Annotated in this window: 20 protein-coding genes and 1 tRNA gene; 9 read left to right on the plus strand and 12 right to left on the minus strand. The window is 52.7% G+C overall.

The genetic code is table 11. From position 1 onward, the window contains the following. Positions 1-171: 171 nt before the first annotated feature. Positions 172-1,836: a phenylacetic acid degradation protein PaaN gene (gene paaN / locus PsAD26_RS08670; RefSeq protein ID WP_063310042.1), complete on the plus strand. Its 1,665-nt coding sequence runs from the start codon at positions 172-174 to the stop codon at positions 1,834-1,836. A gap of 77 nt (positions 1,837-1,913) precedes the next feature. Here paaN and iolG read toward each other — a convergent pair whose 3' ends face one another. The 6 genes from iolG to PsAD26_RS08700 form a co-directional block, all read right to left on the minus strand. After that, on the minus strand, positions 1,914-2,906 hold the full coding sequence (iolG, locus tag PsAD26_RS08675; RefSeq protein WP_063310043.1) for an inositol 2-dehydrogenase: 993 nt from the start codon (positions 2,904-2,906) through the stop codon (positions 1,914-1,916). A gap of 132 nt (positions 2,907-3,038) precedes the next feature. Then, positions 3,039-3,863 (minus strand): 5-deoxy-glucuronate isomerase, encoded by an 825-nt coding sequence (iolB, locus tag PsAD26_RS08680; protein WP_063310044.1) that lies wholly within the window; start codon positions 3,861-3,863, stop codon positions 3,039-3,041. Further along, positions 3,860-4,768, minus strand: a complete 909-nt coding sequence (iolE, locus tag PsAD26_RS08685) for a myo-inosose-2 dehydratase (RefSeq protein ID WP_063302312.1) — start codon at positions 4,766-4,768, stop codon at positions 3,860-3,862. Before iolE ends, iolB begins: the two co-directional genes overlap by 4 nt. Positions 4,769-4,773: 5 nt before the next feature. Continuing rightward, complete coding sequence (gene iolD, locus PsAD26_RS08690; RefSeq protein ID WP_063310045.1) at positions 4,774-6,606, minus strand: 3D-(3,5/4)-trihydroxycyclohexane-1,2-dione acylhydrolase (decyclizing); 1,833 nt, start codon at positions 6,604-6,606, stop codon at positions 4,774-4,776. Continuing rightward, positions 6,603-8,543 carry a 5-dehydro-2-deoxygluconokinase gene (iolC, locus tag PsAD26_RS08695; RefSeq protein ID WP_193757729.1) on the minus strand — a complete coding sequence of 647 codons (1,941 nt, stop codon included), beginning with the start codon at positions 8,541-8,543 and terminating at the stop codon, positions 6,603-6,605. The genes iolD and iolC overlap by 4 nt, the downstream gene beginning before the upstream one ends. Positions 8,544-8,685: 142 nt before the next feature. Further along, a complete protein-coding gene (locus PsAD26_RS08700; protein WP_063302310.1) occupies positions 8,686-9,537 on the minus strand; it encodes a MurR/RpiR family transcriptional regulator in 852 nt (283 codons plus the stop codon). A 343-nt stretch (positions 9,538-9,880) separates the two neighbouring features. Between PsAD26_RS08700 and PsAD26_RS08705 the strand changes: the two genes are divergently transcribed. From PsAD26_RS08705 to PsAD26_RS08725, 5 genes are all read left to right on the plus strand, one after another. Continuing rightward, positions 9,881-10,807 carry a sugar ABC transporter substrate-binding protein gene (locus PsAD26_RS08705; protein WP_063302309.1) on the plus strand — a complete coding sequence of 309 codons (927 nt, stop codon included), beginning with the start codon at positions 9,881-9,883 and terminating at the stop codon, positions 10,805-10,807. Between the two features lie 64 nt (positions 10,808-10,871). Then, positions 10,872-11,978, plus strand: a complete 1,107-nt coding sequence (locus PsAD26_RS08710) for an ABC transporter permease (protein ID WP_063287373.1) — start codon at positions 10,872-10,874, stop codon at positions 11,976-11,978. Between the two features lie 2 nt (positions 11,979-11,980). Further along, positions 11,981-12,760: an ATP-binding cassette domain-containing protein gene (locus PsAD26_RS08715; protein WP_063310046.1), complete on the plus strand. Its 780-nt coding sequence runs from the start codon at positions 11,981-11,983 to the stop codon at positions 12,758-12,760. A 170-nt stretch (positions 12,761-12,930) separates the two neighbouring features. Next, positions 12,931-14,043 (plus strand): Gfo/Idh/MocA family oxidoreductase, encoded by a 1,113-nt coding sequence (locus PsAD26_RS08720; protein ID WP_063310047.1) that lies wholly within the window; start codon positions 12,931-12,933, stop codon positions 14,041-14,043. A gap of 203 nt (positions 14,044-14,246) precedes the next feature. Further along, a tRNA-Phe gene (locus PsAD26_RS08725) sits at positions 14,247-14,322 on the plus strand. Positions 14,323-14,585: 263 nt separating this feature from the next. On the opposite strand, the gene dpaL is transcribed toward PsAD26_RS08725, so the two are convergent. From dpaL to PsAD26_RS08740, 3 genes are all read right to left on the minus strand, one after another. Then, the gene (dpaL, locus tag PsAD26_RS08730) at positions 14,586-15,767 is read right to left on the minus strand and encodes a diaminopropionate ammonia-lyase (protein ID WP_063310098.1); all 1,182 of its coding nucleotides are present in this window, start codon (positions 15,765-15,767) and stop codon (positions 14,586-14,588) included. 98 nt (positions 15,768-15,865) lie between these two features. Beyond that, positions 15,866-16,249 carry a RidA family protein gene (locus tag PsAD26_RS08735; protein ID WP_057464574.1) on the minus strand — a complete coding sequence of 128 codons (384 nt, stop codon included), beginning with the start codon at positions 16,247-16,249 and terminating at the stop codon, positions 15,866-15,868. A 5-nt stretch (positions 16,250-16,254) separates the two neighbouring features. Continuing rightward, positions 16,255-16,953: a PAS domain-containing protein gene (locus PsAD26_RS08740; RefSeq protein WP_014283993.1), complete on the minus strand. Its 699-nt coding sequence runs from the start codon at positions 16,951-16,953 to the stop codon at positions 16,255-16,257. A gap of 323 nt (positions 16,954-17,276) precedes the next feature. On the opposite strand from PsAD26_RS08740, the gene PsAD26_RS08745 reads away from it, so the two are divergent. The 3 genes from PsAD26_RS08745 to PsAD26_RS08755 all read left to right on the plus strand — a co-directional run bounded on the left by PsAD26_RS08745 (position 17,277) and on the right by PsAD26_RS08755 (position 21,361). Continuing rightward, entirely contained in the window at positions 17,277-18,443 is a 1,167-nt protein-coding gene (locus tag PsAD26_RS08745) for a Xaa-Pro peptidase family protein (protein WP_063306663.1), read from the plus strand. A 115-nt stretch (positions 18,444-18,558) separates the two neighbouring features. After that, a complete protein-coding gene (locus PsAD26_RS08750) occupies positions 18,559-20,121 on the plus strand; it encodes a BCCT family transporter (protein WP_208985577.1) in 1,563 nt (520 codons plus the stop codon). Between the two features lie 76 nt (positions 20,122-20,197). Next, on the plus strand, positions 20,198-21,361 hold the full coding sequence (locus tag PsAD26_RS08755) for a M20 aminoacylase family protein (RefSeq protein ID WP_063310048.1): 1,164 nt from the start codon (positions 20,198-20,200) through the stop codon (positions 21,359-21,361). Between the two features lie 211 nt (positions 21,362-21,572). Here the strand turns inward: PsAD26_RS08755 and PsAD26_RS08760 are convergent, their stop codons facing one another. Genes PsAD26_RS08760 through PsAD26_RS08770 form a run of 3 tightly spaced genes read right to left on the minus strand, consistent with a single transcriptional unit; the run spans position 21,573 to position 24,375 of the window. After that, positions 21,573-22,337: an ATP-binding cassette domain-containing protein gene (locus tag PsAD26_RS08760; RefSeq protein ID WP_063310049.1), complete on the minus strand. Its 765-nt coding sequence runs from the start codon at positions 22,335-22,337 to the stop codon at positions 21,573-21,575. After that, positions 22,334-23,386: an iron ABC transporter permease gene (locus PsAD26_RS08765; protein ID WP_063310050.1), complete on the minus strand. Its 1,053-nt coding sequence runs from the start codon at positions 23,384-23,386 to the stop codon at positions 22,334-22,336. The genes PsAD26_RS08760 and PsAD26_RS08765 overlap by 4 nt, the downstream gene beginning before the upstream one ends. Continuing rightward, entirely contained in the window at positions 23,386-24,375 is a 990-nt protein-coding gene (locus PsAD26_RS08770) for an iron ABC transporter permease (RefSeq protein WP_084403611.1), read from the minus strand. Before PsAD26_RS08770 ends, PsAD26_RS08765 begins: the two co-directional genes overlap by 1 nt. Positions 24,376-24,381 lie beyond the last annotated feature (6 nt).

A 24,381-nucleotide genomic window follows, 5' to 3' on the forward strand; every position in this document is an offset into this window, starting at 1 on the left:
GGAAAACCTAATCATTTCGTAGACTGGTCGATGGTTCTGGCACTTTTTGCTTGAAATGACTGACCGGTCGGTAAATTATTGTCTGGAAGTGAAACCGCTGTCAATTGGAATTCAACTCACACATTGGTCGAAGAAGCACTGCGGTTGGCGCAGGTTTTTCGAGGAGGAACAATGAGTAACTTTTTTGAAACGCACAAAGACACGCTCTTTCAAGCAGTAAAGACAAGTAAATCAAGAGACTACTGGTCTGCTTATCCTGAGATTGCATCCGGTAAGATCTATGGCGAAACAGCAAAAGACGATCAGCTTGCAGAATTTGAGGGGATTCTCGGCAAGCCATTCGCACTGGGCCAGCCAACCAACGGCAACTGGACAGGCGCAGAATCTTCGCCCTATGGCAAAGAGCTGGGCGTCACTTATGAAGATGCTGATCCCGCAGAGCTGGTCAAAGCAGCCTCAGAGGCGGGCAAGAGCTGGGCGAAAGCCACCGTTGAAGAGCGCGTTGGCGTTGCGCTGGAAATGCTGGCTCGCATCAACAAAAAGTCTTTCCTCATCGCCAACGCGGTGATGCACACCTCCGGTCAAGCCTTCATGATGGCGTTTCAGGCAGGTGGTCCACACGCGCAGGACAGAGGACTGGAAGCCGTCGCTTATGCCTATGACGCAATGACCCAGACACCAACCGAGGTGACCTGGACAAAGCCGCAGGGCAAGCATGACCCGATCGTGCTGGACAAGAAATTCCGCGTTGTGCCACGCGGTGTCGCGCTGGTCATCGGCTGCGCAACCTTCCCAACCTGGAACACCTATCCAGGCATGTTCGCAAGCTTCGTTACTGGCAATCCGGTCATTATCAAGCCGCATCCAATGGCGATCCTGCCAATGGCCATCTCCATTCAGATTGGCCGGGACGTGCTGAAAGAAGCAGGCTTTGATCCAAACGTCCTGATGCTGGCTGCTGATACCGCGGACGCGCCAAAAACCAAGGAACTGGTGACCAATGATGCTGTGAAGATCATCGACTTCACCGGCTCCAATGCCTTTGGGGCATGGGTGCGTGAAAATGCAGGAGATGCATTGGTTTACACCGAGGAAGCAGGCGTAAACGCGATCACGATTGAATCGACAGACAACCTGCGCGGCATGGCCAGCAACATCGCGTTCTCCCTGTCGCTCTATTCCGGTCAGATGTGCACCACACCGCAGAACATCTTCGTTCCCCGTGACGGCATTGAAACCAATGACGGCAAGAAGTGCTTTGAGGAAGTGGCAGAAGCCATCAAGATCTCGTTGGATAAGCTCCTCGGCGATCCGGCCCGCGCAGCTGCAATCCTTGGTGCCGTACAGAACCCGTCCACACTGGAACGCATTTTTGCAGCAGGAAAACTGGGCAAAGTGATCCGCTCATCTGAGCCAGTGGAAGGCATGAACGGCGCACGCTCTGCAACGCCAACTGTTGTGGCTGTCGATTCCAAAGAGGAAGAAGCCTACATGCAGGAGCGCTTCGGCCCGATCTCCTTCATCATCGCCTGTGATGACATTGACGATGCCATCGCCCGAGCAGCGGGTTCAGCCAAGAGCCACGGTGCAATCACCGCAGCGCTGTACTCAACAAAGGAAGAGGTGATTGATCAGGCCACTGATGCCTACGCATGGGCAGGCGCACCGCTTTCTGTAAACCTCACTGGCAACATCTATGTGAACCAGTCAGCAGCTTACTCTGACTTCCACGTCACCGGCGCCAACCCGGCAGGCAACGCCAGCCTCACAGACGGCGCCTACGTCGCCAACCGCTTCCGCATCGCCACCGTCCGCCGTCAGGCAGCCATGGCATAAGCCAAAGTTTTGGAAACAATAAAAAAAGGGCCGGTGCAATGCATCGGCCCTTTTCGTATTTGTATATCTAACTGAACTTAAGCGTTTGCGAGATCGCGTGCTTTGGCAACTTCTGCAGTTGCAGCTTCAGCAAGTTCGAGAGCCTTCAGGCCATCAAAGCCGTTTGGTGAGATCTCAGAACCGCTGGTCAAAGCGTCAACGAATGCCGACAGCTCAATGCGGTAAGCTGCTTCATAGCGCTCCATGAAGAAATCCATGAGAGGCTCAGCAGTGTAACCTTCGCCGTTTGCAACAGTCACAGTGGTGGTGCGCATGTTTTCTGCAGACACCATACCCTTGGAACCGTGCACTTCCACGCGCTGGTCGTAACCGTATGTTGCGCGGCGGGAGTTGGTGATGGTGCAGATCTTGCCGCTTGCAGTCTTCAGCGTCGCAGTTGCTGTGTCCACATCACCCGCAGCACCGATCTCTTCAGATACGAGTGCGCTGCCCATGGCGTTCACTTCAACAACTTCTTCGCCAAGCAGGAAGCGAGCCATGTCAAAATCATGGATCATCATGTCTTTGAACAGGCCGCCGGAGCGCTTCACGTAGTCGACTGGTGGCGGGGAAGGGTCACGAGAGGTGATCTGAACCATCTCAACGTCACCAATGACACCAGCTTCGATCTGGCGCTTCACTTCAGCGAAGTTCGGATCAAAACGACGGTTGAAGCCAACCATCAGCTTTGCACCGGTCTCTTCAACAACCTTGAGGCATTCGCGCACACGGTCGCCGTCAAGATGGATTGGTTTTTCGCAGAAGATTGCCTTACCAGCACGTGCAGCCTGCTCAATCTGCTCAGCGTGCAGATCAGTTGGGGTCGCGATGATCACAGCATCAATAGCCGGATCATTCATGATGGCATCAAGGCCGTCAACACGTGCACCTGTCTGAGCTGCAATCTCTTTTGCAGCATCTTCAAACGGGTCGAACACAGCAGCCAGCTTGGCATTTTTAAGCTGGCTTACAGCTTTTGCGTGGGTTTTGCCAATACGGCCAGCTCCCAACAGGCCAATTGAAACAGTCATAGCTTATCTTTCACAACAGCGTTTATATCGCGCATTTCCAACGAATGCCTGGTGGTTTCCGCAGAACCTACGCGCTTATTGAACGCGTGCTCCCAAAGAAATATCAGTGGGAACACGCGGATATCAGGTGTCTTAGGCGTCCGCAGGTTTTGCGTCGCGCTGTGCAATCCAGTCGTGGTCAGGGTGGTTCTGGAAGCGCCATTTGCGCATCGGGCCAGCCATCACATTCAGGTAGTACATCTCGTAGCCATACGGAGAACCGCAAGGGTGGTGCCCTTTTGGAACCAGCACAACATCCCCGCTGGACATGGCAATCGCCTCATCCAGCTCACCATCTTCAGTGAACACACGCTGGAAGCCGAAACCTTGGTCCGGGTTGAGACGGTGATAATACGTCTCTTCCAGATAGGTCATTTCCGGGAAGTTATCTTCATCATGACGATGCGGAGGATAAGAGGACCAGTTGCCCTGAGGGGTGTAAACCTCAGTCACCAGCAGACTCTCTGCAAAGTCCTGGTCTTCCATGGCAATCGGGTGGATGTAGCGGGTGTTGGCACCAACGCCGCGCTCAACGCTAGGGATGTCATCCGGGCCAATCACGCGGGCAGGGTAGCTGTCGTCTTTTGCAGGGGCAGTACACACAGCCAGTGTCAGCTTGGTAACAGCAGTTGCGCTCCACTCAGCTCCGGCAGGAACGTACACACACCATGGCTTGATGCGCTCAAACACGTTCTTACGCTCACCAAGCACACCAAAGTCCTGACCATCTGAAGTGATGGAGGCTTTGCCTTCTACGATAACCAGAATGGCTTCTTTGCCCTTCATCAGCTCCTTGGCGTTTGCGCCCGGTTCCAGATGATAAAGGCCAAAACCAACGTAGCCCCAACCGGCAGATTCAGGCGTGATGTCATGCACCTTGCCCTCTGTGCCATTGGGTTTTACGAGAAGCTTGCTCATGCGACTACCTTTTTATCAAGACCAGCGCTGATAGCCATCTCGCGCAGTGCTTTCAGGCCCATGCTCTGGTATGTGAACGGATTACGCTGATCAGGATCCTGCTCTGCTTCAATCACCAGCCAGCCTTCATAGCCATGCTCGGCTGCAACCTTCAGCACAGGTTCAAAATCAACGCCGCCTTCTTTATCGCCAGGAACGGTGAACACACCGCGGCGGACGCCTTCCAGGAAGCTCAGGCGCTCGCCTTCAACCTGTGCGCGGACAGTCGGGCGAACGTTCTTCGCATGCAAATGGCGTACACGTGCCATATGCTTCTTGGCAACTTCCACCGGATCTGCACCACCAAACCATGCATGGCCCGTGTCCAGCAGCAGGTAGGTGTTCGGTCCGGTCACGTCCATAAAGCGATCAATCTCTTCACCGCTCTGTACCACAGTACCCATGTGGTGATGGTAAACGAGCGAGATACCCTGCTGCGCGCAATAGGCAGCAACTGCTTCAACATCAGCGCCAAACTGCGCCCACTGGTCATCAGCCAGCACAGGCTTGTCTGCCAGCGGGGTATCATCAGCACCGTGGATCGCGTTGGAGGTTTCACAAGTGATGCAAACCTTGCAGCCCATGGCTTTGAGCAGATCGAGGTGCGGCTGGATCGCCTTTTTTTCCTCTTCAACGCTGTGAGCCAACAGGTTCAGGGAATGCCAGCCAGAAACAAAGGCAAGACCATGCGGGTCGAGCGCAGCTTTCAAAGCAGCTGGCTCGGTTGGCATCTTGTGGCCCTTTTCAATGCCGTCAAAGCCGATTTCGCCAGCCTCGCTCAGGCACTGTTCCAGAGAAATGTGCGCACCAAGAGTACGGTCGTCGTCATTGCTCCACGCAATTGGGTTGGTTCCGTAACGGATCATTGGCCTTAGTCCCCCAAACGCTGATTGGTCAGCGCATGCTCATAGCCCTTGCGAGCTTCATTAACTTCTTTTCTTTTTGATACTTCTGGCACAGCTACATCCCACCAGTGGCCACCTTCCGGCATGGTTGGCAGCGGATCAGTGTCGATCACAATGCAGTAGGACTTGGTGCTGGCTTTTGCGCGCTCCAGAGCTTCACTCAGCTCTTCGATGCTCTTCACGTGCTCAGAGGTTGCCCCCATTGCACCCGCATGTGCAGCAAAATCAATGTTGGATGGCTCAACGTGGTAGGCGTCATCCAGCAGGTTGTTGAAGTTGTCACCACCGGTTGCCATCTGCAAACGGTTGATGCAGCCGTAACCGCGGTTGTCCAGCAACACCACAATGATCTTGTGACCCAGCATGACGGAGGTCGCCAGCTCGGAGTTCATCATCATGTAGCTGCCATCACCAACCATGACGACCACTTCGTTCTCTGGCTTGGCCATCTTCACGCCAAGACCACCTGCAATCTCGTAGCCCATGCAGGAGAAGCCGTATTCCAGATGGTAACCACCCGGCTTGTCGGTCTTCCAGAGCTTGTGCAGCTCGCCCGGCAGGCCACCAGCCGCACACACAACAGTGGTGTCTGCGTTGGAAGCACGTTGAACAGCGCCAATCACCTGCGCATCAGTTGGTAATTCGTTACCGCCCTCAGGGGCAGCTGTTGCATTCTCAACGGCAGAGAGCCAGGTCGCAAGGTGAGACGCAGTCTCGGTCTCGGCCTTCCAGCTACCCAGGTTTTGGCTGAGAGCCTGCAAGCCAACACGCGCATCACACACCAGCGGAAGTGCATTGTGCTTGCCAGTGTCATAAGAAGCTGCGTTCAGCTGCAAAATACGGCGATCCGGGTTCTTAAACAGTGCCCAGGACCCTGTCGTGAAGTCCTGCAGGCGTGTGCCAACTGCAATGATCAGATCAGCATCTTCAGCAACAGCGTTTGCAGCAGAAGAGCCGGTCACACCAACACTGCCTAGATTCAGCTCATGATCCCATGGCAGAGCGGACTTGCCAGCCTGCGTTTCCGCAACGGGTACGTTGTGCGTCTCGGCAAAGCTCTTCAGATCATCCGTTGCCAGAGAGTAGTGCACACCACCACCAGCAATGATCATTGGCTTTTTCGCAGCACGGATTGCAGCAACCGCAGTTTCCAGCTCAGCTGCATCAGGTGCAGGGCGGCGGAAGTGCAAGGTGCGCTCTTCAAAGAAGCTCACAGGCCAGTCATATGCTTCTGCCTGCACGTCCTGACACATAGCCAGCGTGACAGGGCCACACTCGACCGGATCAGTCATAACCGCCATAGCGCGTGGCAAAGCTGTCAAAAGCTGCTCAGGGCGTTGGATACGGTCATAGTAACGGCTTACAGGGCGGAAACAGTCATTCGCACTGACAGTGCCATCCTGAAAGTCTTCAATCTGCTGAAGCACTGGATCCGGTGCACGGTTTGCAAACACATCACCTGGCAACAGCAGAACCGGCAGGCGGTTCACGTGAGCCAGCGCAGCAGCTGTCACCATGTTGGTTGCACCGGGACCAATGGAGGTCGTCACAGCCATCGCACGGCGACGGTTGGATGCCTTGGCATAGGAAATAGCCGCATGGGCCATACCTTGCTCGTTGTGACCGCGATAGGTCGGCAGCGTGTCCTGCGTGTGATAAAGCGCTTCACCAAGACCCGCCACGTTGCCGTGACCGAAAATAGCCCAGACCCCAGCAATAAAGCTGTCTCCCTCAGGCGTTTTCTGGGCTGCTAGATAGCGAACCAGAGCCTGCGCGGCTGTTAATCTGATCGTGCTCATGCAACTTCTTTCTTATCCATTCGGGCCTGCTCCCAGACAGATCCAAGGTCTTCAAATTTTGCAGCCATGTTAGCGATGGCTTCTGCGTCAGAAATGTTTCCGCCAAGCCACTTCTCAGCAGCCTCAGCAAAAATAGTGCGGCCCACAGCAAAACCCTTCACAAGGTCATACTTGCCTGCAACCTCAAAGCTCGCAGCGAGCTCCTCAGCTGGTGCATCAAGGCCAAGAACAACAATACCGCGACACCAGCGATCATTCGCCTTGATCGCGTCACAAGCTTTCTGCCAGCCTGCATCGGTCTTCAAAGGCTCCAGCTTCCACCAGTCAGGGTAAACACCCAGATCATAGAAGCGCTGAATGATGGTCGCGGTGGTATCATCATCAACCGGTCCAACCTTGGACGGGATGACTTCCAGCAAAAATTCCAGATTATTTTCGCGGCATGCATGCGCAAGGCGTAAAATGGTCTCTTCCTGACGGGCCTTCATCTCAGCGCTGTCATCTGGATGATAGAAGCACAGCACCTTGACCACATGCTCAACCGGCCATTCCGCCAGCTGCGAACCAAGGTCCGGACCAATCTCCAACTCCAGTGGGCGAGAGCCCGGCAGTTCAACCGGACGGCCAATCCAAAGACCAGAACCCGTTGCTTTGAACAGAGCGTCCTCACCAAGGCGGCCATCACACAAAATACCGTAGTCGTCACCACCAGCACAAACCTGCTGAGCAGCTTTAAGGCAAAGCTCTTTAAACTCAGGGATCTTGTCTTCGGATGCGCCAACTTTGGCTGCCATGTCTTCCAGCTGAGAGCGGTGATCGAAGGCAAACACCTTCATGTTGGACCACTCACCCTTGCGGTTGGTAGACCAGTGGATCTGCTCCAGCTTCTTGTCTTTGCGCAGAGCATGCTCGGAGGAACCGTTATCAAGGAACCACTGCAGCTCTTCCCAGCTTGGGTAAGCAGGGGCACAGCCATGACGGGAGACCGCAAACGCACCACATGCATTGGCATAGGTGAGGGTGGTTTCCCAGGTCTCATCCTTCAGCCAGCCGCGCAGCAGGCCAGACATAAAGCCATCGCCTGCGCCAAGCACGTTGAACACTTCAATCGGGAAACCCGGACCGGATTTACCATCATCAAGGCTCGCACCAATCTCGTCTTCAAACACCACAGCGCCCATTGGGCCACGCTTGCAAACCAGAGCAGCCTTGCTGACCTTGCGCACAGCATTCAATGCTTCAAGAGTGTCGGTAGAACCGCCGGCGATGTGGAACTCTTCTTCCGTACCCACGATCAAATCAAACAGGTGCAAGTGCTTTTGCAGTTCCGCGGTCACTTTCTCAGAGGCGATGAAACGCTCTTCACCATCACCATGACCTGCAAGACCCCAAAGGTTGGGGCGATAGTCAATGTCCAGAGCAGTGCGGGAGCCGTTCTCTTTCGCAAGACGCAGCGCTTTTAGAACAGCAGCTTCCGTGCGTGGATGCGAGAGGTGGGTACCGGTAACAGTCACACAGCCAGCTGAGGCGATGAATTCAGGATCAATATCATCTTCGCACAGCGCCATGTCGGCACAGTTTTCGCGATAGAAAATCAGCGGAAACTGCTCTTTGTCGCGAATGCCAAGAATAACAAGGGCGGTCAGGCGGTCCTTGTCAGTAACAAGACCATCAACGCAAACGCCTTCTTTAACCAGCTGCTCGCGGATGAAACGGCCCATGTGCTCATCCCCTACGCGGGAGATAAGGGCAGATTTCAGCCCAAGACGGGCTGTTCCCACTGACATATTGGTTGGTGAGCCGCCGACATACTTATTGAATGAAGACATGTCTTCCAGTCGGCTGCCAACCTGTGTTCCATACAGGTCGACCGATGACCGGCCGATTGTGATGACATCAAGTGATTTCAACGGATTCTCCCAATCAGGTACTAGCATTTCCTGAAAGATTACATATTCCAAAAATAATCACAAGTGGAATATCTGTTCAAAATAGAATGAGCTTTGTTCCAAAATTTTAAACAAGCTCTCTTCCAAATTCAGTCCTTTGCCGGCTTCCTATTGATTCCTTAGAGATACTCTAGGAGAGGGACGTCCACTTTCGCGCATCACCAACCGCAACAGCGATAGAAGTGGCAAGACACATGGTTGTGGAGAGTGATCTGAACGCGCCATGCTCAGCCTCATTAACCTCCAGAACGGTTGAAGAAACGCGGGCAATTGGAGACAGAACGCTGTCGGTCAAGGAGATAACGGAGACACCTCGGCCAAAGGCCTTGCTTGCAAACTCAACCACCTCAGGAGAGTAGGGGCTGAAGGTCGCCACAAACAATGCGTCGTTCTCGTTGATGAACTGAACGCGTTCCTCCAAAATGCCACCCGTGTATTCCAGCAGGTTTGTTCTCACGCCCATCTTGCCCAATGTATAGTGTAGGTAGCTGACGACCGGATATGCACGTCTCAGGCCTAATAAGTGTATGTTTTCTGCAGCTGACAGTGCATCAATGGAACGCTCAAGAGCAACCGTGTCGACCTGGCGCAGAAGATCATCAAGCGACTGTTTGGACCGTTCTACAAAGTTGCCAAGAATGCTGCCTGGAGTGTTTGTTCCACTCTCGCGGATCTTCGTCAGGCGCTCCGTATATTCAGAGTTGCGGCCAACCAGCTGCCCCTGAAAGATCTGCTGCATCTGCGAGAAACCGTCAAATCCCAGCGTTTGGGCAAAGCGAACAAGAGTAGAAGGCTGCACGCCTGCAGCGCTGGCAATCTCGGCTGTGGTGCCAAGAGCGATTCTGTCCGGATTCGCCAAAGCATATCTTGCGCACTGCAAAAGGCGCTTGGGCATGCTGTCCGAAAGAGTACTTATTCGAGCTTTCAGGCTCTCGTAATCCGAGGGAATGTCTGGGCTAATTGCGTCTAAATTCTGTGTCATGAAAAAAATCTATTCCAAAACTTGAAAAACCGCAATGTACGTTCTATAAATTTGGAATGAATTTTCCGAATTACTCAAATTTGGATGAATTCTACGATTGTAGGGCCGGTAACACGTGCTCTGTCCATCACCCTTTTAAAGTGCTGATTCAGCACGGATTTGCCGCAATCAGGCTTGCGTTGATATAATGGGGGTGATGGGTGCTTTTGCCCGTGGGACGGCTGAGCACTACAATTCGTGCGGAAACGCATTCGAACTCCAGTGTTTGTGGACGAGATAAACACCGGATTTCTAGGGGAAACCCTGACTTAAAATTGGCATCCGCCAATCTTGGGAGGTTTATATGAAAAAGACTTTACGCGCGTTCGTAGCTGCTGCTGCGATCATGACTGCACCTGCTGTAATGGCTGCTGACATCATTGTTGTGAGCCACGGCCAGGCAAATGACCCATTCTGGTCTGTTGTTAAAAACGGTGTAGACAAAGCAGCAAAAGACAGCGGCGCTAATGTTTCTTACCGTGCTCCAGAAACTTTTGACATGGTGGCCATGAGCCAGCTGATCGATGCAGCGATCGTTCAGGAGCCGGACGGAATTGTTGTGTCCATTCCAGATGGTGACGCGCTCGGCCCATCCATTACCAAAGCAGTTGAAGCTGGCATCCCTGTCATCTCCATGAACTCCGGTAGTGATGTGTCTGCAAGCTTTGGCGCTTTGTTGCACGTGGGCCAGGACGAGTATGACGCTGGTAAAGCAGCAGGCGAAAAGCTTGCTGACATGGGCGGCAAAGTCGGCATCTGCGTAAACCAGGAAGTGGGCAACGTGTCCCTCGACCTGCGTTGTGACGGTTTTGCAGCTGGCTTTGGCGGCAACGTAACTGTTGTTCCAACCAACAACGATCCAGCTGAAGTTGAAGCGAAGATCAAGGCAACTCTGGAATCCAACGAAGACATCGACACCATCATGGGTCTTGGTGCATCTCTCGTAGGTGAGCCAGCAGTGGCAGCTGTTGAAGCAGTTGGACGCACTGGTGAAGTTAATGTTGCAACCTTCGACATGTCCGCAGGCTTCCTGCAGTCAGTTGCTGACGGTAAAGCAGCATTTGCAATCGACCAGCAGCAGTTCCTTCAGGGCTACCTGCCTGTTATCTTCCTCGCTCTCAATGCAGAGTACGGACTTATCCCTGGTGGCAACGTTCCATCCGGTCCAAACCTAATCACCGCTGATAAAGCCGGTCAGGTTGTAGAGCTGTCCGCTCAAGGCATCCGTTAAGGAGCTTTGCTGTGGGAGGGGTGCACGCATCCCTCTCATTTCATGCAAAACTGAGGGAAATAAAATGTCCGATCTTGCTGTTGAGAGCGCGGACGAAAGAGTAAAAAACGTCTCGCTCATCTCCCGGCTCATGAAGCGTCCTGAACTCGGCGCCATTGCTGGCCTTGCTCTCGTAACAATCTTTTTTCTTTTTACTGCTGACCCTAAGATGTTCACCCTCGCGGGGATCCTGAACTTCATGACGCCTGCTGCCCAACTCGGCATTCTGGCTATTGGGGCAGCACTTCTCATGATCGGCGGTGAGTTTGATCTCTCCGTTGGCTCTATGGTTGCGTTCACAGGCCTGATTTTCGGCGCGGCAATGGTCACCTTTGACCTGCCACTCTATGCAGCGATTATTGTCACATTCATCGTGGCAGCTGCAATGGGTGCCATCAACGGACAGATCGTCATCCGTACGGGCTTACCGTCTTTCATTGTAACGCTTGCGTTCCTGTTTATCCTGCGCGGCCTGTCTCTGGTTGGCCTCAAAGCGGCGACCGGCGGCTCAACTCAGCTGCGCGGCATCCGTGCAGAATTTGAAGGCAGCTGGCTTGCTGACTTCTTTAGCGGAGAAGCGTTCACACCATTCTTCTACTGGCTGGCTGAAGCGGGCTGGATCGACACCTTCAAGTCCGGCAAGCCAAAAGTAGATGGCATCCCGGTCGATATTCTTTGGTTTGGTCTACTAGCTCTTCTGGCAACCTGGGTTCTGCTTCGCTCTCCATTTGGCAGCTGGATCTTTGCAGCAGGTGGCGACAGCAACGCAGCAAGCAACTCCGGTGTGCCAGTGCGCAAGGTCAAGATGTACCTGTTCATGTTCACCGCATGCTGTGCAGCTCTCGTTGCAATCCTGACTGTTATGGATGCAGGCTCAACGGACGCCCGCCGTGGCTTCCAAAAGGAGTTTGAGGCAATCATTGCAGCGGTGATCGGTGGCTGTTTGCTGACAGGCGGTTATGGCTCTGCAATCGGTGCCTTCTTCGGCTCCATCATCTTCGGGATGGTGCTGATCGGCCTCAGCTACACCAATATCGATCAGGACTGGTATCTGGTCTTCCTCGGTTCCATGCTGCTGATCGCGGTGTTGTTTAACAACATGATCCGCAAGCGCGTCACAGGGGAGCGCTGATCATGACGACACCTATTGTTGAGATGAAGAACATCGAAAAGCATTTTGGCTCTGTCATTGCTTTGGCTGGTGTTTCCTTCTCCGTCATGCCCGGCGAAGTGCATTGTCTGCTTGGTGACAATGGTGCAGGTAAATCCACCTTCATCAAAACCATGTCCGGCGTGCACAAGCCAAGTAAGGGCGAGATCGTCGTGGATGGTCAAAAGCATGTCTTTGAAAGCCCACGTGATGCTATGAATGCAGGCATTGCAACGGTGCATCAGGACCTTGCGATGATCCCGCTCATGTCCATCACCCGCAACTTCTGGCTTGGCCGTGAGCCAGTCAAAAAGTTCGGCCCGATCTCTTATTTCGACCATAAGTACGCCAACGAAGTCACTATGGAAGAAATGTCCAAGATGGGCATTAATCTGCGTGAACCGGATCAGGCTGTGGGCACACTGTCTGGTGGGGAACGCCAGACAGTCGCAATCGCGCGCGCCGTGTATTTCGGCGCGAAAGTCCTCATCCTCGACGAGCCAACCTCTGCTCTGGGTGTACGCCAGACGTCAAACGTGCTCTCGACCATGGATAAGGTCCGCAAAAAGGGTGTTGGCGTCGTGTTCATTTCGCACAACGTACGCCACGCCATGGCAGTGGGTGACCGCTTTACAGTGCTGAACAGGGGCAAAACCCTCGGCACAGCGAAGAAGGGTGAAATCACCGCTGAGGAACTACAAGATCTAATGGCTGGCGGGCAGGAGCTTGCCAGCTTGGAGGCGTCACTGGGCGGTACTGTTTGATGTGTATTCCCGAAAATCGCAGATCGGTTTTCGGGTCAGGCATACGCAACATTCAGAATGTTCAGTGAGACACTGAGGAGCGGCATTACCCGATCGTGCCGCTCCTTCATTTTATCAATGCCCCGCCTCATAGCACGTTCTATTCTAGGGGCACTTCCAGGATTACTGAGATGGAAAAAATCGGCGTAGGTCTGATTGGAACCGGATACATGGGCAAATGTCATGCTCTGGCATGGAATGCTGTATCCGGTGTGTTTGGTGGTGAGCTGAAGCCAGAATTGGTGACGCTTGCTGAGGTGAATGAAGAGCTGGCAGCAGCACGTGCAAAAGACTTCGGCTTTGCCAAGTCAACGGGCAACTGGCGCGATATGCTGACAGATCCTGATATTCACATTATCTCGATTACCACGCCGAATGAGTTCCACCCGGAAATGGCAATCGCAGCTCTGGAAGCTGGCAAGCACGTCTACTGCGAAAAGCCAATGGCTCCGTCCTACGCGGACGCGCAGAAGATGTTGGAAGCCTCCCGAAAGTCCGGCAAGAAAACCTTCCTGGGGTACAACTACATCCAAAATCCCATGATGCGCCGCATCCGTGACCTGTTGAATGCAGGCGAAATCGGAGAAGTGCTGCAAGTCCGTCTGGAAATGGACGAAGACTTCATGGCTAACCCGGATGAGGAATGGGGCATCAAAAGCGGCGCAGCTTCCGGCTTTGGCGCACTGGATGACTTTGGCGTACACACCATGTCTCTCCTCATGGCTCTGGACCTGCGCATCTCAAAAGTCATGTGCCACATGACCAAGCCATATGCGACCCGTAAGGATGCAGCAGGCAACGACAAAGCTGTTGAGACCTATGATGCAGCCACCGTGCTGTTTGAACTGGAAAACGGCGGGAACGGCACCCTCCAGCTCAACCGCTCTGCATGGGGCCGTAAAGGCCGTATTGCAGCGCAGATCTTCGGCTCAAAAGGGTCTATCGTTTATGATCAGGAACGCATGAACGAAATGCACGTCTACAAAGCTGAAGGTGATGTGGCAGGGCAGGGCTATACCACGGTTCTGGCAGGGCCAGCCCATGCACCATACGACCGCTTCATCCCGGCTCCGGGCCACGGTCTCGGCTTTAACGATCTGAAGATTATTGAAGTAAACGAGATCCTGAAAAGCCTACAGGGCGAAGACAGTCACCTGATCGACTTCGAACGTGGCATCTTCATCGAGGGGCTCGTCCAGACCATGGCCAAATCTCACGAACAGGCCAGCTGGGTCACTGTCTAAGGTTTTTGAGAGTGAGAGAGAATTAAGGGCGCTTGAACAGCGCCCTTTTTTATGGCCTGATTTCTTTCGAGCAATGCACTCTGCGAAAAAAAAGATTTAACCCCCTAAAAGCCTTTGGGAAAACTCATTGAGGTGCTGGACAGGAGAAATCTGGCACCCTATAAGACCCTCACCTCAGCGGGGCACACTGCCCAACGCGAAATGCCCGGATAGCTCAGTTGGTAGAGCAGCGGATTGAAAATCCGCGTGTCGGTGGTTCGAGTCCGCCTCCGGGCACCACTTATCTCCTTGGAATTGTTAGATCGCAAAGAGCGTATAAGCTTTGTCCTTCTCATGTGAGGTGGCGAAATCACATTGAGAGTAGCGCATCTGTTGCGTGGTAAGATTATCATTGTGGAGCCGGGCAGCGTGAGTGTGATACTCGATAGCAATCAGAAGAACTTGCGATGCGACCTATGTTGCACAAGCATGATCCTAGTGCTGGCAGCACTGAAGTAATAGCCTCAAACAGAGCCGTAACTCTGTTTGAGAAATGATGTCAGTTAAAGAGGCAAGGTGCCTTCCCAGACGATTTTTCTGTAACGTTCAGGATTGGTGTCGCCCTCGGTGTTGAAGATCAACACAACACTCTCTTCGTTGAGACCAGCTTTTTGTGCCAGTTCGGCGTACTCTGCTTTTGACTTCATCGCGTATAGCAGGCCGATGTTCAAAGCACCGGACTCGCCGCCTGTGATCGCAGGGTCCCCTTTGAGCGGATTGCCAAGAATACGCATGCCAGTGGCGGCAATGTTATCTGTGGCTGAGATGAAATGATCGCCACAGTCCCGTAGGATTGGCCATGTGATCGGGTTTGGTTCACCGCAGGCCAGACCAGCCATAATAGAGGTCAGGTCACCCTCAACCGCAGTCATCTCACCATTCTCGCTGGAAACAGATTGATAAAGGCAATCTGCAGCGCGCGGCTCGCTGATCACAGACGTGAAGTTCTCAGGTCCGTACGCATCAGCAAGATAGCCCAGAACACCGCCTGCCATAGCTCCGACACCAGCCTGAAGCATAACGTGAGTTGGTTGAGCATCGTCCAGCTTGGCGAGTTGGTCAGCTGCTTCTCCAGCCATCGTCATGTAACCCTGGGAGATCCAGGTTGGTATCTCTTCGTAGCCATCCCAGGCAGTGTCCTGAACAAGCTCCCAGCCGTTCTCTTCCGCTGTTTTATTCGCTAGTCGAACGGTGTCATCGTAGTTCACATCGGTCACAATGCAGTCTGCACCCAAACCCCGGATGCGCTCGACAGCTGACTGAGGTGAACCTTTGGGCATGTAAACAACAGCCTTTTGTCCCATAGCGCGCGCAGCCCATGCGACACCGGTCCCATGGTTGCCAGCAGTTGCTGTTGTAAAGACCATAGGGCGCTCAAACTTTTGAGAAACAGTCTGTAGGTCGATTTCCGAAATATCGAGATCAAGCTTCTTCGCAAGCAAGCGACCAAGGGCATAGGAGCCACCAAGCACCTTAAAGGCATTTAGTCCGAAACGATGAGACTCATCCTTCACGTAAATCGCCTTGACGCCCAGCACCTTTGCTAAGGCGGGAAGGCTGGTGAGGGGAGTTGGTTCATAACCTTGGATCTGACTATGAAACTCACGCGTTTTCTCTGCAACTTCAATCGTGAACAGTGGACTGGTTTCACCTGTGCGGAAACGATTGCTGCGTATCTTAAGCATCTTGGTCTCTTCAACAGCTTGGGCAAGGGGAGGAGAGCTGCGCTCGAAGAGAGTGGGGAACTCTATCTCAGAGCGCAGCAACAGGAGTGTCGTGCAGCTTACTTGACGTACGCGATTGCTTCGACTTCAACCAGCGCGTCTTTCGGCAGGCGGCCTGCCTGGATGCAAGAGCGCGCAGGTGCACCTTCAGTGCCAAAGACTTCCGTGTAAACTTCGTTGAACGCTGCAAAGTCTTCCATTTTAGCGAGGAAACATGTGGTTTTCACCACGCTGTCGATACCAGCACCAGCCTCTTCCAACACAGCCTTCAAGTTGGCCAGTGACATTCTGGCCTGCTCGGTGATGCCACCTTCAGGGAATGCCATTGTTTTTGGATCAAGCGGCAATTGGCCAGAGGTGAAAACGAGGTTCTCTAAAACAGTTCCCTGAGAATACGGTCCGATTGCAGCTGGAGCGTTTTCTGTAGCAACTAACTTTTTCATTTTACTTACTCTTTGCTAGTGATCTGAGTTTTTGATTCTCGGATGTACTTGTAGATGGCATGTCGCGTGATCCCGAGTTTTTCCGCCACAAGCACGGTTGCTTCTTTGAACTCGAAAATGTCGCGTTCAAGAAGCAGTTTGGTGACAGCCTTGTTGCTGGCTTTTTGTGTCACCGATGGGTCTGCCTCCACATCTCTGATCGCCTGTTCCAAGGCACCCAAAATGACCTCAGTTGAGTTGGTGCTGAAGCGCTCTGGTGTTGTTTTCTCTGCAACCTCAGCAGCATCTGGAGTGAACGTGCTGATGATCTCTGAGAAGGGCAGGGATAGATTGATGTTCAGGCAGAACAAACCAATCGGTTTGCCTGAAGCGCCAAGGATAATCGTCGTTGCTGATTTTAGCAGCTGTCCCTCAGCATTATGCGTGAAGTAGGCTTTCGGTGTCAGATTGCCTGTCTCCTGATAAACCCGCAGCATCTTCAAACCGAGGTCTGTTATGGGAGACCCGATCGTCCGACCCGTCATGTGTCCGTTGACGATCTTGGCAACAGATGTTTCCAGGTTTTTGAGAGAATGCACCACAACCTCACAGTGTGGCCCGATCAAATCCGCGACTGTTTCTGCAATGCGAAAGTAGTTTGCAAGACGATCATCATCATCTTCAAAGAGACATTCTACATTTGTGAAGTCATTGAGGTTGATCATAGCTGTTTTCTCAAAGCTCGCCTGAATACGTAATAGGTTCCTTGTGTTGGTAACCACGTTTCCCGGTGTTTGCAATGAAAAGTTCACTTCATTTAACTGTAAATGCTAATTTTGAGCCGAAATGCGTAATGGTACTGATATTTTATCCACTAAAGAGGACGGAAATCTAGAAATATATATGTATGAATGCCTATTACAGTCTAATATTGTTGACTGAAATGATATTGTATTAAATATGTAACTCAAAGACTGGTTGAACCCATTTGCGTTCACAAATTTGCAATTTCGGGTCCGGCCACTCTGTCATAAAACGGGAGCACATCATGTCAGAGTTTTCTTTGAGGGGCTTTGAAGTTTCAGAATTTGAAAGCCGGACAGCACGCCTGCAAAAGGTGATGCATGAGCAAAAAGTGGACGCTGTCCTTTTCACGACAGAACCCAATGTCCGCTACTTCTCTGGTTTCTTCACTCAGTTTTGGCACAGTCCAACACGTCCATGGTTTCTGATTGTGCCTCTTGAAGGCAAGCCAATCGCGGTTATTCCAGAGATTGGCGCCACTGGAATGGCGGCAACATGGATCGATGATATCCGTACCTGGGCATCACCATGCCCTGAGGACGATGGCATTTCTCTGGTTGCCAAGGCCATGAATGACCTGCCTAAAAAGTACGGTCGTGTGGGTGCAACGCTTGGGATTGAATCCTACCTGCGTATGCCAACAAACAACTTCCTGGAACTACGTGACAAGGTTGAATCAGAATTTGTTGACGTTGCGCTTGCAATTCACAATCTTCGCCAGATCAAATCCGCAGCTGAAATCAGCAAGACCCGCCAAATCTGCCGTATCACCAATCAAGCCTTCGACCTCATTCCAAACTACGCAAAAACTGGAATGACCGAGCGGGAAATCTGCAAACAGTTCAGAATTGATATGCTGAGTGCAGGTGCGGATGAATGTCCTTACATTATCGCAGGGTCCGGCCCTGATGGATATGACAGCATCATCATGGGCCCAACTGACCGCGCATTGAATGACGGTGATGTTCTCATCATTGACACAGGCGCAGTCAGAGATGGCTACTTCTCAGACTTTGACCGCAACTGGGCGTTTGGCTCTGCAAGTGAAGAGACACTTGCTGCCTATCGCGCAACATGGGAAGCAACGACCAAGGGCTTTGAAGCTGCCAAGCCGGGCAACACGACTACAGACATCTACAATGCAATGTGGAGTGTCCTGGAAGCTGCCGGTGCTCTTGGCAATGATGTAGGCCGCATTGGCCACGGCCTTGGCATGGAGCTGACAGAGCGCCCATCTCACACAGCAACCGACAATACTTTGCTAGTGCCAGGTATGGTTCTGACTTTGGAACCGGGCATGAACTACGCGCCAGGTAAGCAGATGGTTCATGAAGAAAACATCGTCATCACAGAAGACGGTGCAGAGTGGCTCACTGAGCGCGCAGCACCGGAAATGATCATCATTAAATAACAAGCATGAGCCGTCCCCTCGGGGCAGGGAGACGGCTTCCCTCCTATGCAGTCAGGATAAATTGCTTCGGCATTGTTTATCCTTAGCGCTGTAGCGGTTAACTCAGGGGAGAGTTATGAGTAACCAAGCTGTACAACAACTAAAACAAGGTAAGATGCTCTTTGCCAGCACGATGACATTCATTGTTGTCGTGGTTTTGTCAGGCATCCTGTTCCCGGATCAACTGTTTAATGTCGGTGTAAGCACCATGAACTATCTGACCGATAAATTCGGTTGGATCTACATGGCGGGCTCCTTTGCCTATGTCATGGTGATGTTCTTCTTCGCCTTCAGTAAATACGGTAACATCCGCTTTGGGTCGGATGACTCCAGACCAGAATTCAGCACCTTCTCATGGATTGCGATGCTGTTCTCCGCTGGTATGGGTACCGTAATGCTCTATTGGGGTGTTGCAGAGCCAGTTTACCACTACATGAACCCGTTAGAGACAACCGGTATTGCTGCACAAACACCTGCAGCAGCTGAGTTTGCGATGAAGCAGAGCTTCATTCACCAGGGCATTCAGGCCTGGGCTGCATTCTCCGTGGTTGGTCTGATCCTCGGTTATCTGATGTACCGTAAAGGCGAAAGCGGCCTGATCAGTAACATTTTGCTCCCATGGGGCCGTGATAAAGCAAATGGTGGCTGGGGCAAACTGATCAATCTGGTTTGTGTGTTTGGCGCCATCGCAGGTATCTCTACCTCTCTTGGTCAAACTGGCCTTTCCCTGTCCATCAGCTCCTCTTACCTGATCGGCACGCCGGACGGCCCGCTGACAAAAATCATCCTTGTTGCTGCGATCACAGTAATCACCATTCTGTGCACCACCACAGGCCTTGAAAAAGGCATCAAGATCCTTTCCGATTACAACGCCTACCTTCTTGTTGGTTTGATTGTACTCGTCGGAGCGCTTGGCCCAACCACCCAGATGATCAATGTTTACTTTGATACAATGGGTAACTACATGAACGACTTCTTTACTGATGCGTTAATGTTGCCAACCTTCGCTGCGGATAAAGAAACCTCGTGGATCGGTGGCTGGCCAATTTACTACTATGCATGGGCAATCGCCTGGGCACCGTTTGTTGGTCCGTTTATCGCGCGTGTCTCCAAAGGCCGCACAGTCCGTGAGTTCATCCTTGGATCCATGATCCTGCCATGCCTCGGTATCTTCCTCTGGGTTGCGTTCTTCGGCACAATCGGCCTTGAAGCGTCTCCGGAAGCATTGGAAGCTGCAGCAGCGTCTTCTAAAGCTGCAACCTTCATCGTGCTGGAAGACTTCCCGCTCGGTACCGTCATCTCCATTGGTGTTGTGATTGCTCTGTTCACCTGCTTCATCACATCCATGAACAGCTCAACCTTCACACTCAGCTCCATGAGTGAAGATGGCTCCCTGAACCCAAGCAATAAGCAGAAGGTTATGTGGACCATTGCACAGGGCGCTATGGCTTTGACACTGATGCTGGCAACAAAATCTGGTATCGATTTGTTGCAGTCCATCAGCTTGATTTTCGCTCTGCCATTGATGTTTGTGCTCTTCATAGCAATGATTAGTACATTCAAGATGTTCCGTGAAGAATTTACGGATGAAAAGCAAGCCAGTGAGAAAGCACCAGCAATCAAACAAGCTGCCGAATAAAAACAAATAAAGCGAAGAGGCAGCTGTTCCAGGGCTGCCTCTTTGTAAGTTTCTTAGAGGAGGTAAGGGAACTTCAATGAGCAAAATCGAAGAACAAGTCATTGCGTGGCGCCGGCACTTGCATCAAATGCCAGAATTTGGCTTTGAAGAAGTGAAAACATCCGAGTTCATCGCCCAGAAGCTGGAAGAATTCGGCATTGAAGTTCACCGCAATATCGGTCGCACCGGCTTGGTTGGCGTGCTCAAATGCGGTGATAGCGATCGCACAATTGGCCTGCGTGCAGACATGGACGCCCTCAAGATCACCGAGGAAAATGACTTCGCCTATAAATCCCAAACCGATGGGATGATGCATGCGTGTGGTCATGACGGACACACCACCATGCTGCTTGGTGCTGCCCATGAGCTAGCAACGCATAAGAATTTCGATGGAACAGTCTATTTCATCTTTCAGCCGGGTGAAGAGCACGGTGTCGGTGCAAAGGCAATGATCGAAGATGGTCTGTTTGACCGTTTCAAGATGGATGCCATTTATGCCATGCATAACCTACCGGGCGTTCCAGAAGGGCACTTCGTAACCAATCCGGGTTCGATCATGGCATCGGAAAGTGGCTTTGAAATCGAGATCCTCGCGACAGGCGGTCACGCTGCAATGCCTCACATGGGCACTGATCCAATCGTGGTTGGCGCGCAGATCATATTGGCCCTGCAAACGGTCACCAGCCGTAATTTGAGTTCAATTCATGAACCTGCCGTGATCTCGGTGACGGAGTTCACCACCAACGGCACAACCAACGTTATTCCATCGTCCGCAACCATCAAAGGCGACACCCGCTGCTTTACTGATGAAGCGTTGGCAAAGATTGAAGCTGCCATCGAAAGAGTGGCTGCTGGTCAGTGTGTTTCAGCCGGCGTTGAATACAAATATAAGTTCACCAACACATTCCTCTCCACGATCAACACGCCAAAGGAAACAGCTGTTGCCGTTCGCGTCGCCAAAGCAATCGCCGGAGAAGAAAACGTAGACGGCGAAGCTCCTCCCTTCACTATCTCAGAGGATTTTTCGTACATGCAACGCAAAGTCCCAAGTTGCTACATTCTCGTCGGCAACGGAAAAGTAGGCGAAAAAGGCGGCACAGCCCTCCACAAACCCTTCTACGACTTCAACGACAACATCCTCATGACCGGCATCCGCTTCTGGACCGAACTCGTAAAAGGCCAACTACCAGAAACAGCCTAACCCCAACCACCTCAGTTCCCACCCAGCCTCCCTGTTTCCTTCATCCCCAGAATGAGAAGCAGGGAGGTTTTTCTCGATTGGGAGAGCAAATTACAGCGTATCGCTGAGAAGTGGGAACCGATTTTTGGACAAAGGTACGCAAAAACAAAGGCTAAAGCAGTTCAGATGCTTCAACTTAAATGCGAACTGCTTTAGTGCTTAGCTTTTCCCCTCAAACAGGCGTCACCACGGGTGTCTGGGAGACCGGATCTGCATAAACGCTGGTGTTAATCTCGTAGACTGAACTCACTAGAGACGGGCTGACCACCTCGTGTGGGGTGCCCTCGGCAAAGATAGCTCCATCGCGCATGACAACGAGGTGGTCTGCGTAGCGGGAGGCCTGGGCGATGTCGTGGAGGACGACGACCACGGTGCGGCCTTGGCTGTTGAGCTGTTGGAGGAGATCCAGTGTCTCGTACTGATAGCGGATATCCAGATAGCTGGTTGGTTCATCCAGCATGATGTAGGGCGTGTCCTGAGCCAGGCACATGGCGATGAAGGCCCGCTGGCGCTGGCCGCCGGAAAGGTCTTTCAAAGCCCGGTCTTTGAACGCGTAAAGGCCCGAGGTGTGCAAGGCCTCCTCAACAATCTCAACATCCCGTCTGCTGCGAATGCCAAGGAGAGATTGATGCGGCGCACGTCCATAGCCGACAAGCTGCTCAACGCTGATGCCAGTCGGAACCACTGGACTTTGCGGCAAAAACGCAATCTGCCTTGCAACGGTCTTGGCAGGCAAACGGTGGATCTCTTGATCATCAACCGTGATGCTGCCACTCTTTAATTTGGTGATCTGACCAATGGTTTTCAGCAGTGTGGATTTTCCGCAGCCGTTCGGGCCGATCAAAGCGGCATAACTGCCTTTTTGAATGGTGAGATTGATGCTCTTGAGCATGAACTCTTCGTAACCGGAAATGACGTTTGAAAGAACGATGCTCATGTGCTTTGTCCTTTTTGTGAGCGGCTCATGATCCAGATGAAGTAAGGAGCGCCCAGCATTGCACTCAAAATACCTGCGGAGACCTCAAGCGGCGGCGCAATAGCCCGTCCAACCGCATCAGCCAGAACAACCAGAAGTGCGCCCACTAGAGCTGCTGTTGGCAGCAGGAGACGATGTCGGCCTCCAACAAGAGAGCGGCTGATATGGGGTGACATCAAACCGATAAAACCGATTACGCCGACAACCCCAACGGAAATGCTGGCAAGCAGGGTTGCAACGCCCAACAACAAAAGGCGCATCTTATTTGTGCTTTGACCAAGCCCGCGTGCGGTCTGATCCCCGAGTTGCTGCAGGTCCAGCTGATAGGAAAGCACCATAGTCAAACCCAAAAGACCCATCAGTGGCAACCAGATCGACTGCACATGCACCCACGTGCGAGCCCAAAGCGAGCCGGTGAGCCAGACAAGCGGATTGGAGATTTCCAGCGTTGCTGCTGTCACAAGCAGATAATCAACGCCTGCATCGCACACCATACCAACGGCAATACCAACCAGAGCCAGTCGGGCAGGGGAGACTTGGCGCAGATGCGCTGCAAACAGCACCACCACCGCAGCAACGATGCCGCCAAGGGCCGCAGCGACAGGAAGATAAGTAACGGGCACATCAGGCAGGAACATCACTGTACCCAAAGCAGCCAGTGCAGCGCCTGAGTTGATGCCCATGATCTTGGGGCTTGCCAGCGGATTGCGAATGATAGCCTGAACAATAACACCGGAAACAGCAAGGCTTGCGCCGGCCAGCAAGGCAATCAACACACGGGGAAGCCGAGATTTCCAGATGATGTAGGTCTGCTTTTGGCCATCCAGATCAAACAGGCTGTTCAGGATCACATCCAGCGGAATGTTGACTGCGCCCACGCCCAGACTGAGCAGGCTGACAGAAACACAGGCAAACAACAGTAGCATTTGGATGCGAAAGGCTTTGGTGCTCCGGTGGCTTTTGAAATCCGCACGCCACTGTGCGCCGGAGGCCTCAGAGACCACGCTCATCAGTCAATCTCCTTGGCGGTGATGGTCAGGTACAAAAAGTAGGGCGCGCCAATCAGAGCAGAGACCACACCCACCGCAGTTTCCTCCGGAAAGTTGATCAGCTTGGAAGCGCCATCAGCAACAAGCATCAAGGTGGCCCCACACAGCATAACCGCAGGCACCAGCACACGATGATCTGTGCCAAAGGCAGCGCGGCACACATGCGGTATAATCAGGCCAACAAACATGACAGGCCCGGCAACGGAAACGGAAACGCCAGTCAGGATCGCTGCGAGCAAAATGCCGAAAAGCAACGTAAAGCGCGGATCAGACCCAAGCCCCTTTGAGGCGGCTTCTCCTAGCGCCATCAAGTTAAGCTTATGCGACATGAAGAACGTCAGGAGGCCACCTGCCAAACACCAGGCCAAAAGAGGCGTCGCCTGCTTCCAGCGAACGTCTGCAATGTCGCCGGTGGTCCACTGGATCACGGAGAGAGCCAGTTCATCATCCAGCGTAAAAGTGAACCGCACCAATGCAAACGCAAAAGCGCTGACTGCCACACCAGAAAGGATCAACCGAAGTGCGCTCAATGTGCCTTTCAGGCCACCTGCAAGCGTCAGGGTCAGGCCTCCTGCAAAGGCAGCACCCAGCACGGCCATGGTGTCGATGTTGAAAAGGACGAGCGAGGGGAACACCAACCCGATGGCAATGCCCAGAGCAGCCCCTTGATTGATGCCAAGAATAGATGGAGAGGATAGCGGATTGCGCGTTGTCGCTTGCAGCAAAAGCCCGGCAAGGCCGAGGTTTGCGCCAATCAATGCAGCAATGAGGGTGCGTGGAGCGCGGATATCTCGCACGATGGAAAGGCTCTGCTCATCAAGCTGAGCAAAGACTGCATTCAGGACTTCAAGAAACCCGATATCTTGTCGGCCACCTGTGGCAAGGGACAGCGCTGCTCCACCGAGCAACGCCATCCCCATAAGGCTCCAGTACATGGCATAGGTTGGCATGTGTCG

The sequence above is a fragment of the Pseudovibrio sp. Ad26 genome (genome assembly GCF_001623285.1).
GTDB lineage: Bacteria > Pseudomonadota > Alphaproteobacteria > Rhizobiales > Stappiaceae > Pseudovibrio > Pseudovibrio ascidiaceicola.

Bases quoted from the DNA above. Each gene is read 5' to 3' on its own strand.
- iolD (WP_063310045.1), bottom strand. From the start codon at position 6,606: ATGAGCACGATCAGATTAACAGCCGCGCAGGCTCTGGTTCGCTATCTA.
- iolC (WP_193757729.1), bottom strand. From the start codon at position 8,543: ATGCTAGTACCTGATTGGGAGAATCCGTTGAAATCACTTGATGTCATC.
- PsAD26_RS08745 (WP_063306663.1), top strand. From the start codon at position 17,277: ATGTCAGAGTTTTCTTTGAGGGGCTTTGAAGTTTCAGAATTTGAAAGC.
- PsAD26_RS08750 (WP_208985577.1), top strand. From the start codon at position 18,559: ATGAGTAACCAAGCTGTACAACAACTAAAACAAGGTAAGATGCTCTTT.
- PsAD26_RS08765 (WP_063310050.1), bottom strand. From the start codon at position 23,386: ATGAGCGTGGTCTCTGAGGCCTCCGGCGCACAGTGGCGTGCGGATTTC.
- PsAD26_RS08715 (WP_063310046.1), top strand. From the start codon at position 11,981: ATGACGACACCTATTGTTGAGATGAAGAACATCGAAAAGCATTTTGGC.
- PsAD26_RS08720 (WP_063310047.1), top strand. From the start codon at position 12,931: ATGGAAAAAATCGGCGTAGGTCTGATTGGAACCGGATACATGGGCAAA.
- PsAD26_RS08755 (WP_063310048.1), top strand. From the start codon at position 20,198: ATGAGCAAAATCGAAGAACAAGTCATTGCGTGGCGCCGGCACTTGCAT.
- PsAD26_RS08710 (WP_063287373.1), top strand. From the start codon at position 10,872: ATGTCCGATCTTGCTGTTGAGAGCGCGGACGAAAGAGTAAAAAACGTC.
- dpaL (WP_063310098.1), bottom strand. From the start codon at position 15,767: ATGCTTAAGATACGCAGCAATCGTTTCCGCACAGGTGAAACCAGTCCA.
- PsAD26_RS08700 (WP_063302310.1), bottom strand. From the start codon at position 9,537: ATGACACAGAATTTAGACGCAATTAGCCCAGACATTCCCTCGGATTAC.
- PsAD26_RS08705 (WP_063302309.1), top strand. From the start codon at position 9,881: ATGAAAAAGACTTTACGCGCGTTCGTAGCTGCTGCTGCGATCATGACT.
- PsAD26_RS08740 (WP_014283993.1), bottom strand. From the start codon at position 16,953: ATGATCAACCTCAATGACTTCACAAATGTAGAATGTCTCTTTGAAGAT.
- iolE (WP_063302312.1), bottom strand. From the start codon at position 4,768: ATGATCCGTTACGGAACCAACCCAATTGCGTGGAGCAATGACGACGAC.
- PsAD26_RS08760 (WP_063310049.1), bottom strand. From the start codon at position 22,337: ATGAGCATCGTTCTTTCAAACGTCATTTCCGGTTACGAAGAGTTCATG.
- PsAD26_RS08770 (WP_084403611.1), bottom strand. From the start codon at position 24,375: ATGCCAACCTATGCCATGTACTGGAGCCTTATGGGGATGGCGTTGCTC.
- iolB (WP_063310044.1), bottom strand. From the start codon at position 3,863: ATGAGCAAGCTTCTCGTAAAACCCAATGGCACAGAGGGCAAGGTGCAT.
- iolG (WP_063310043.1), bottom strand. From the start codon at position 2,906: ATGACTGTTTCAATTGGCCTGTTGGGAGCTGGCCGTATTGGCAAAACC.
- paaN (WP_063310042.1), top strand. From the start codon at position 172: ATGAGTAACTTTTTTGAAACGCACAAAGACACGCTCTTTCAAGCAGTA.
- PsAD26_RS08735 (WP_057464574.1), bottom strand. From the start codon at position 16,249: ATGAAAAAGTTAGTTGCTACAGAAAACGCTCCAGCTGCAATCGGACCG.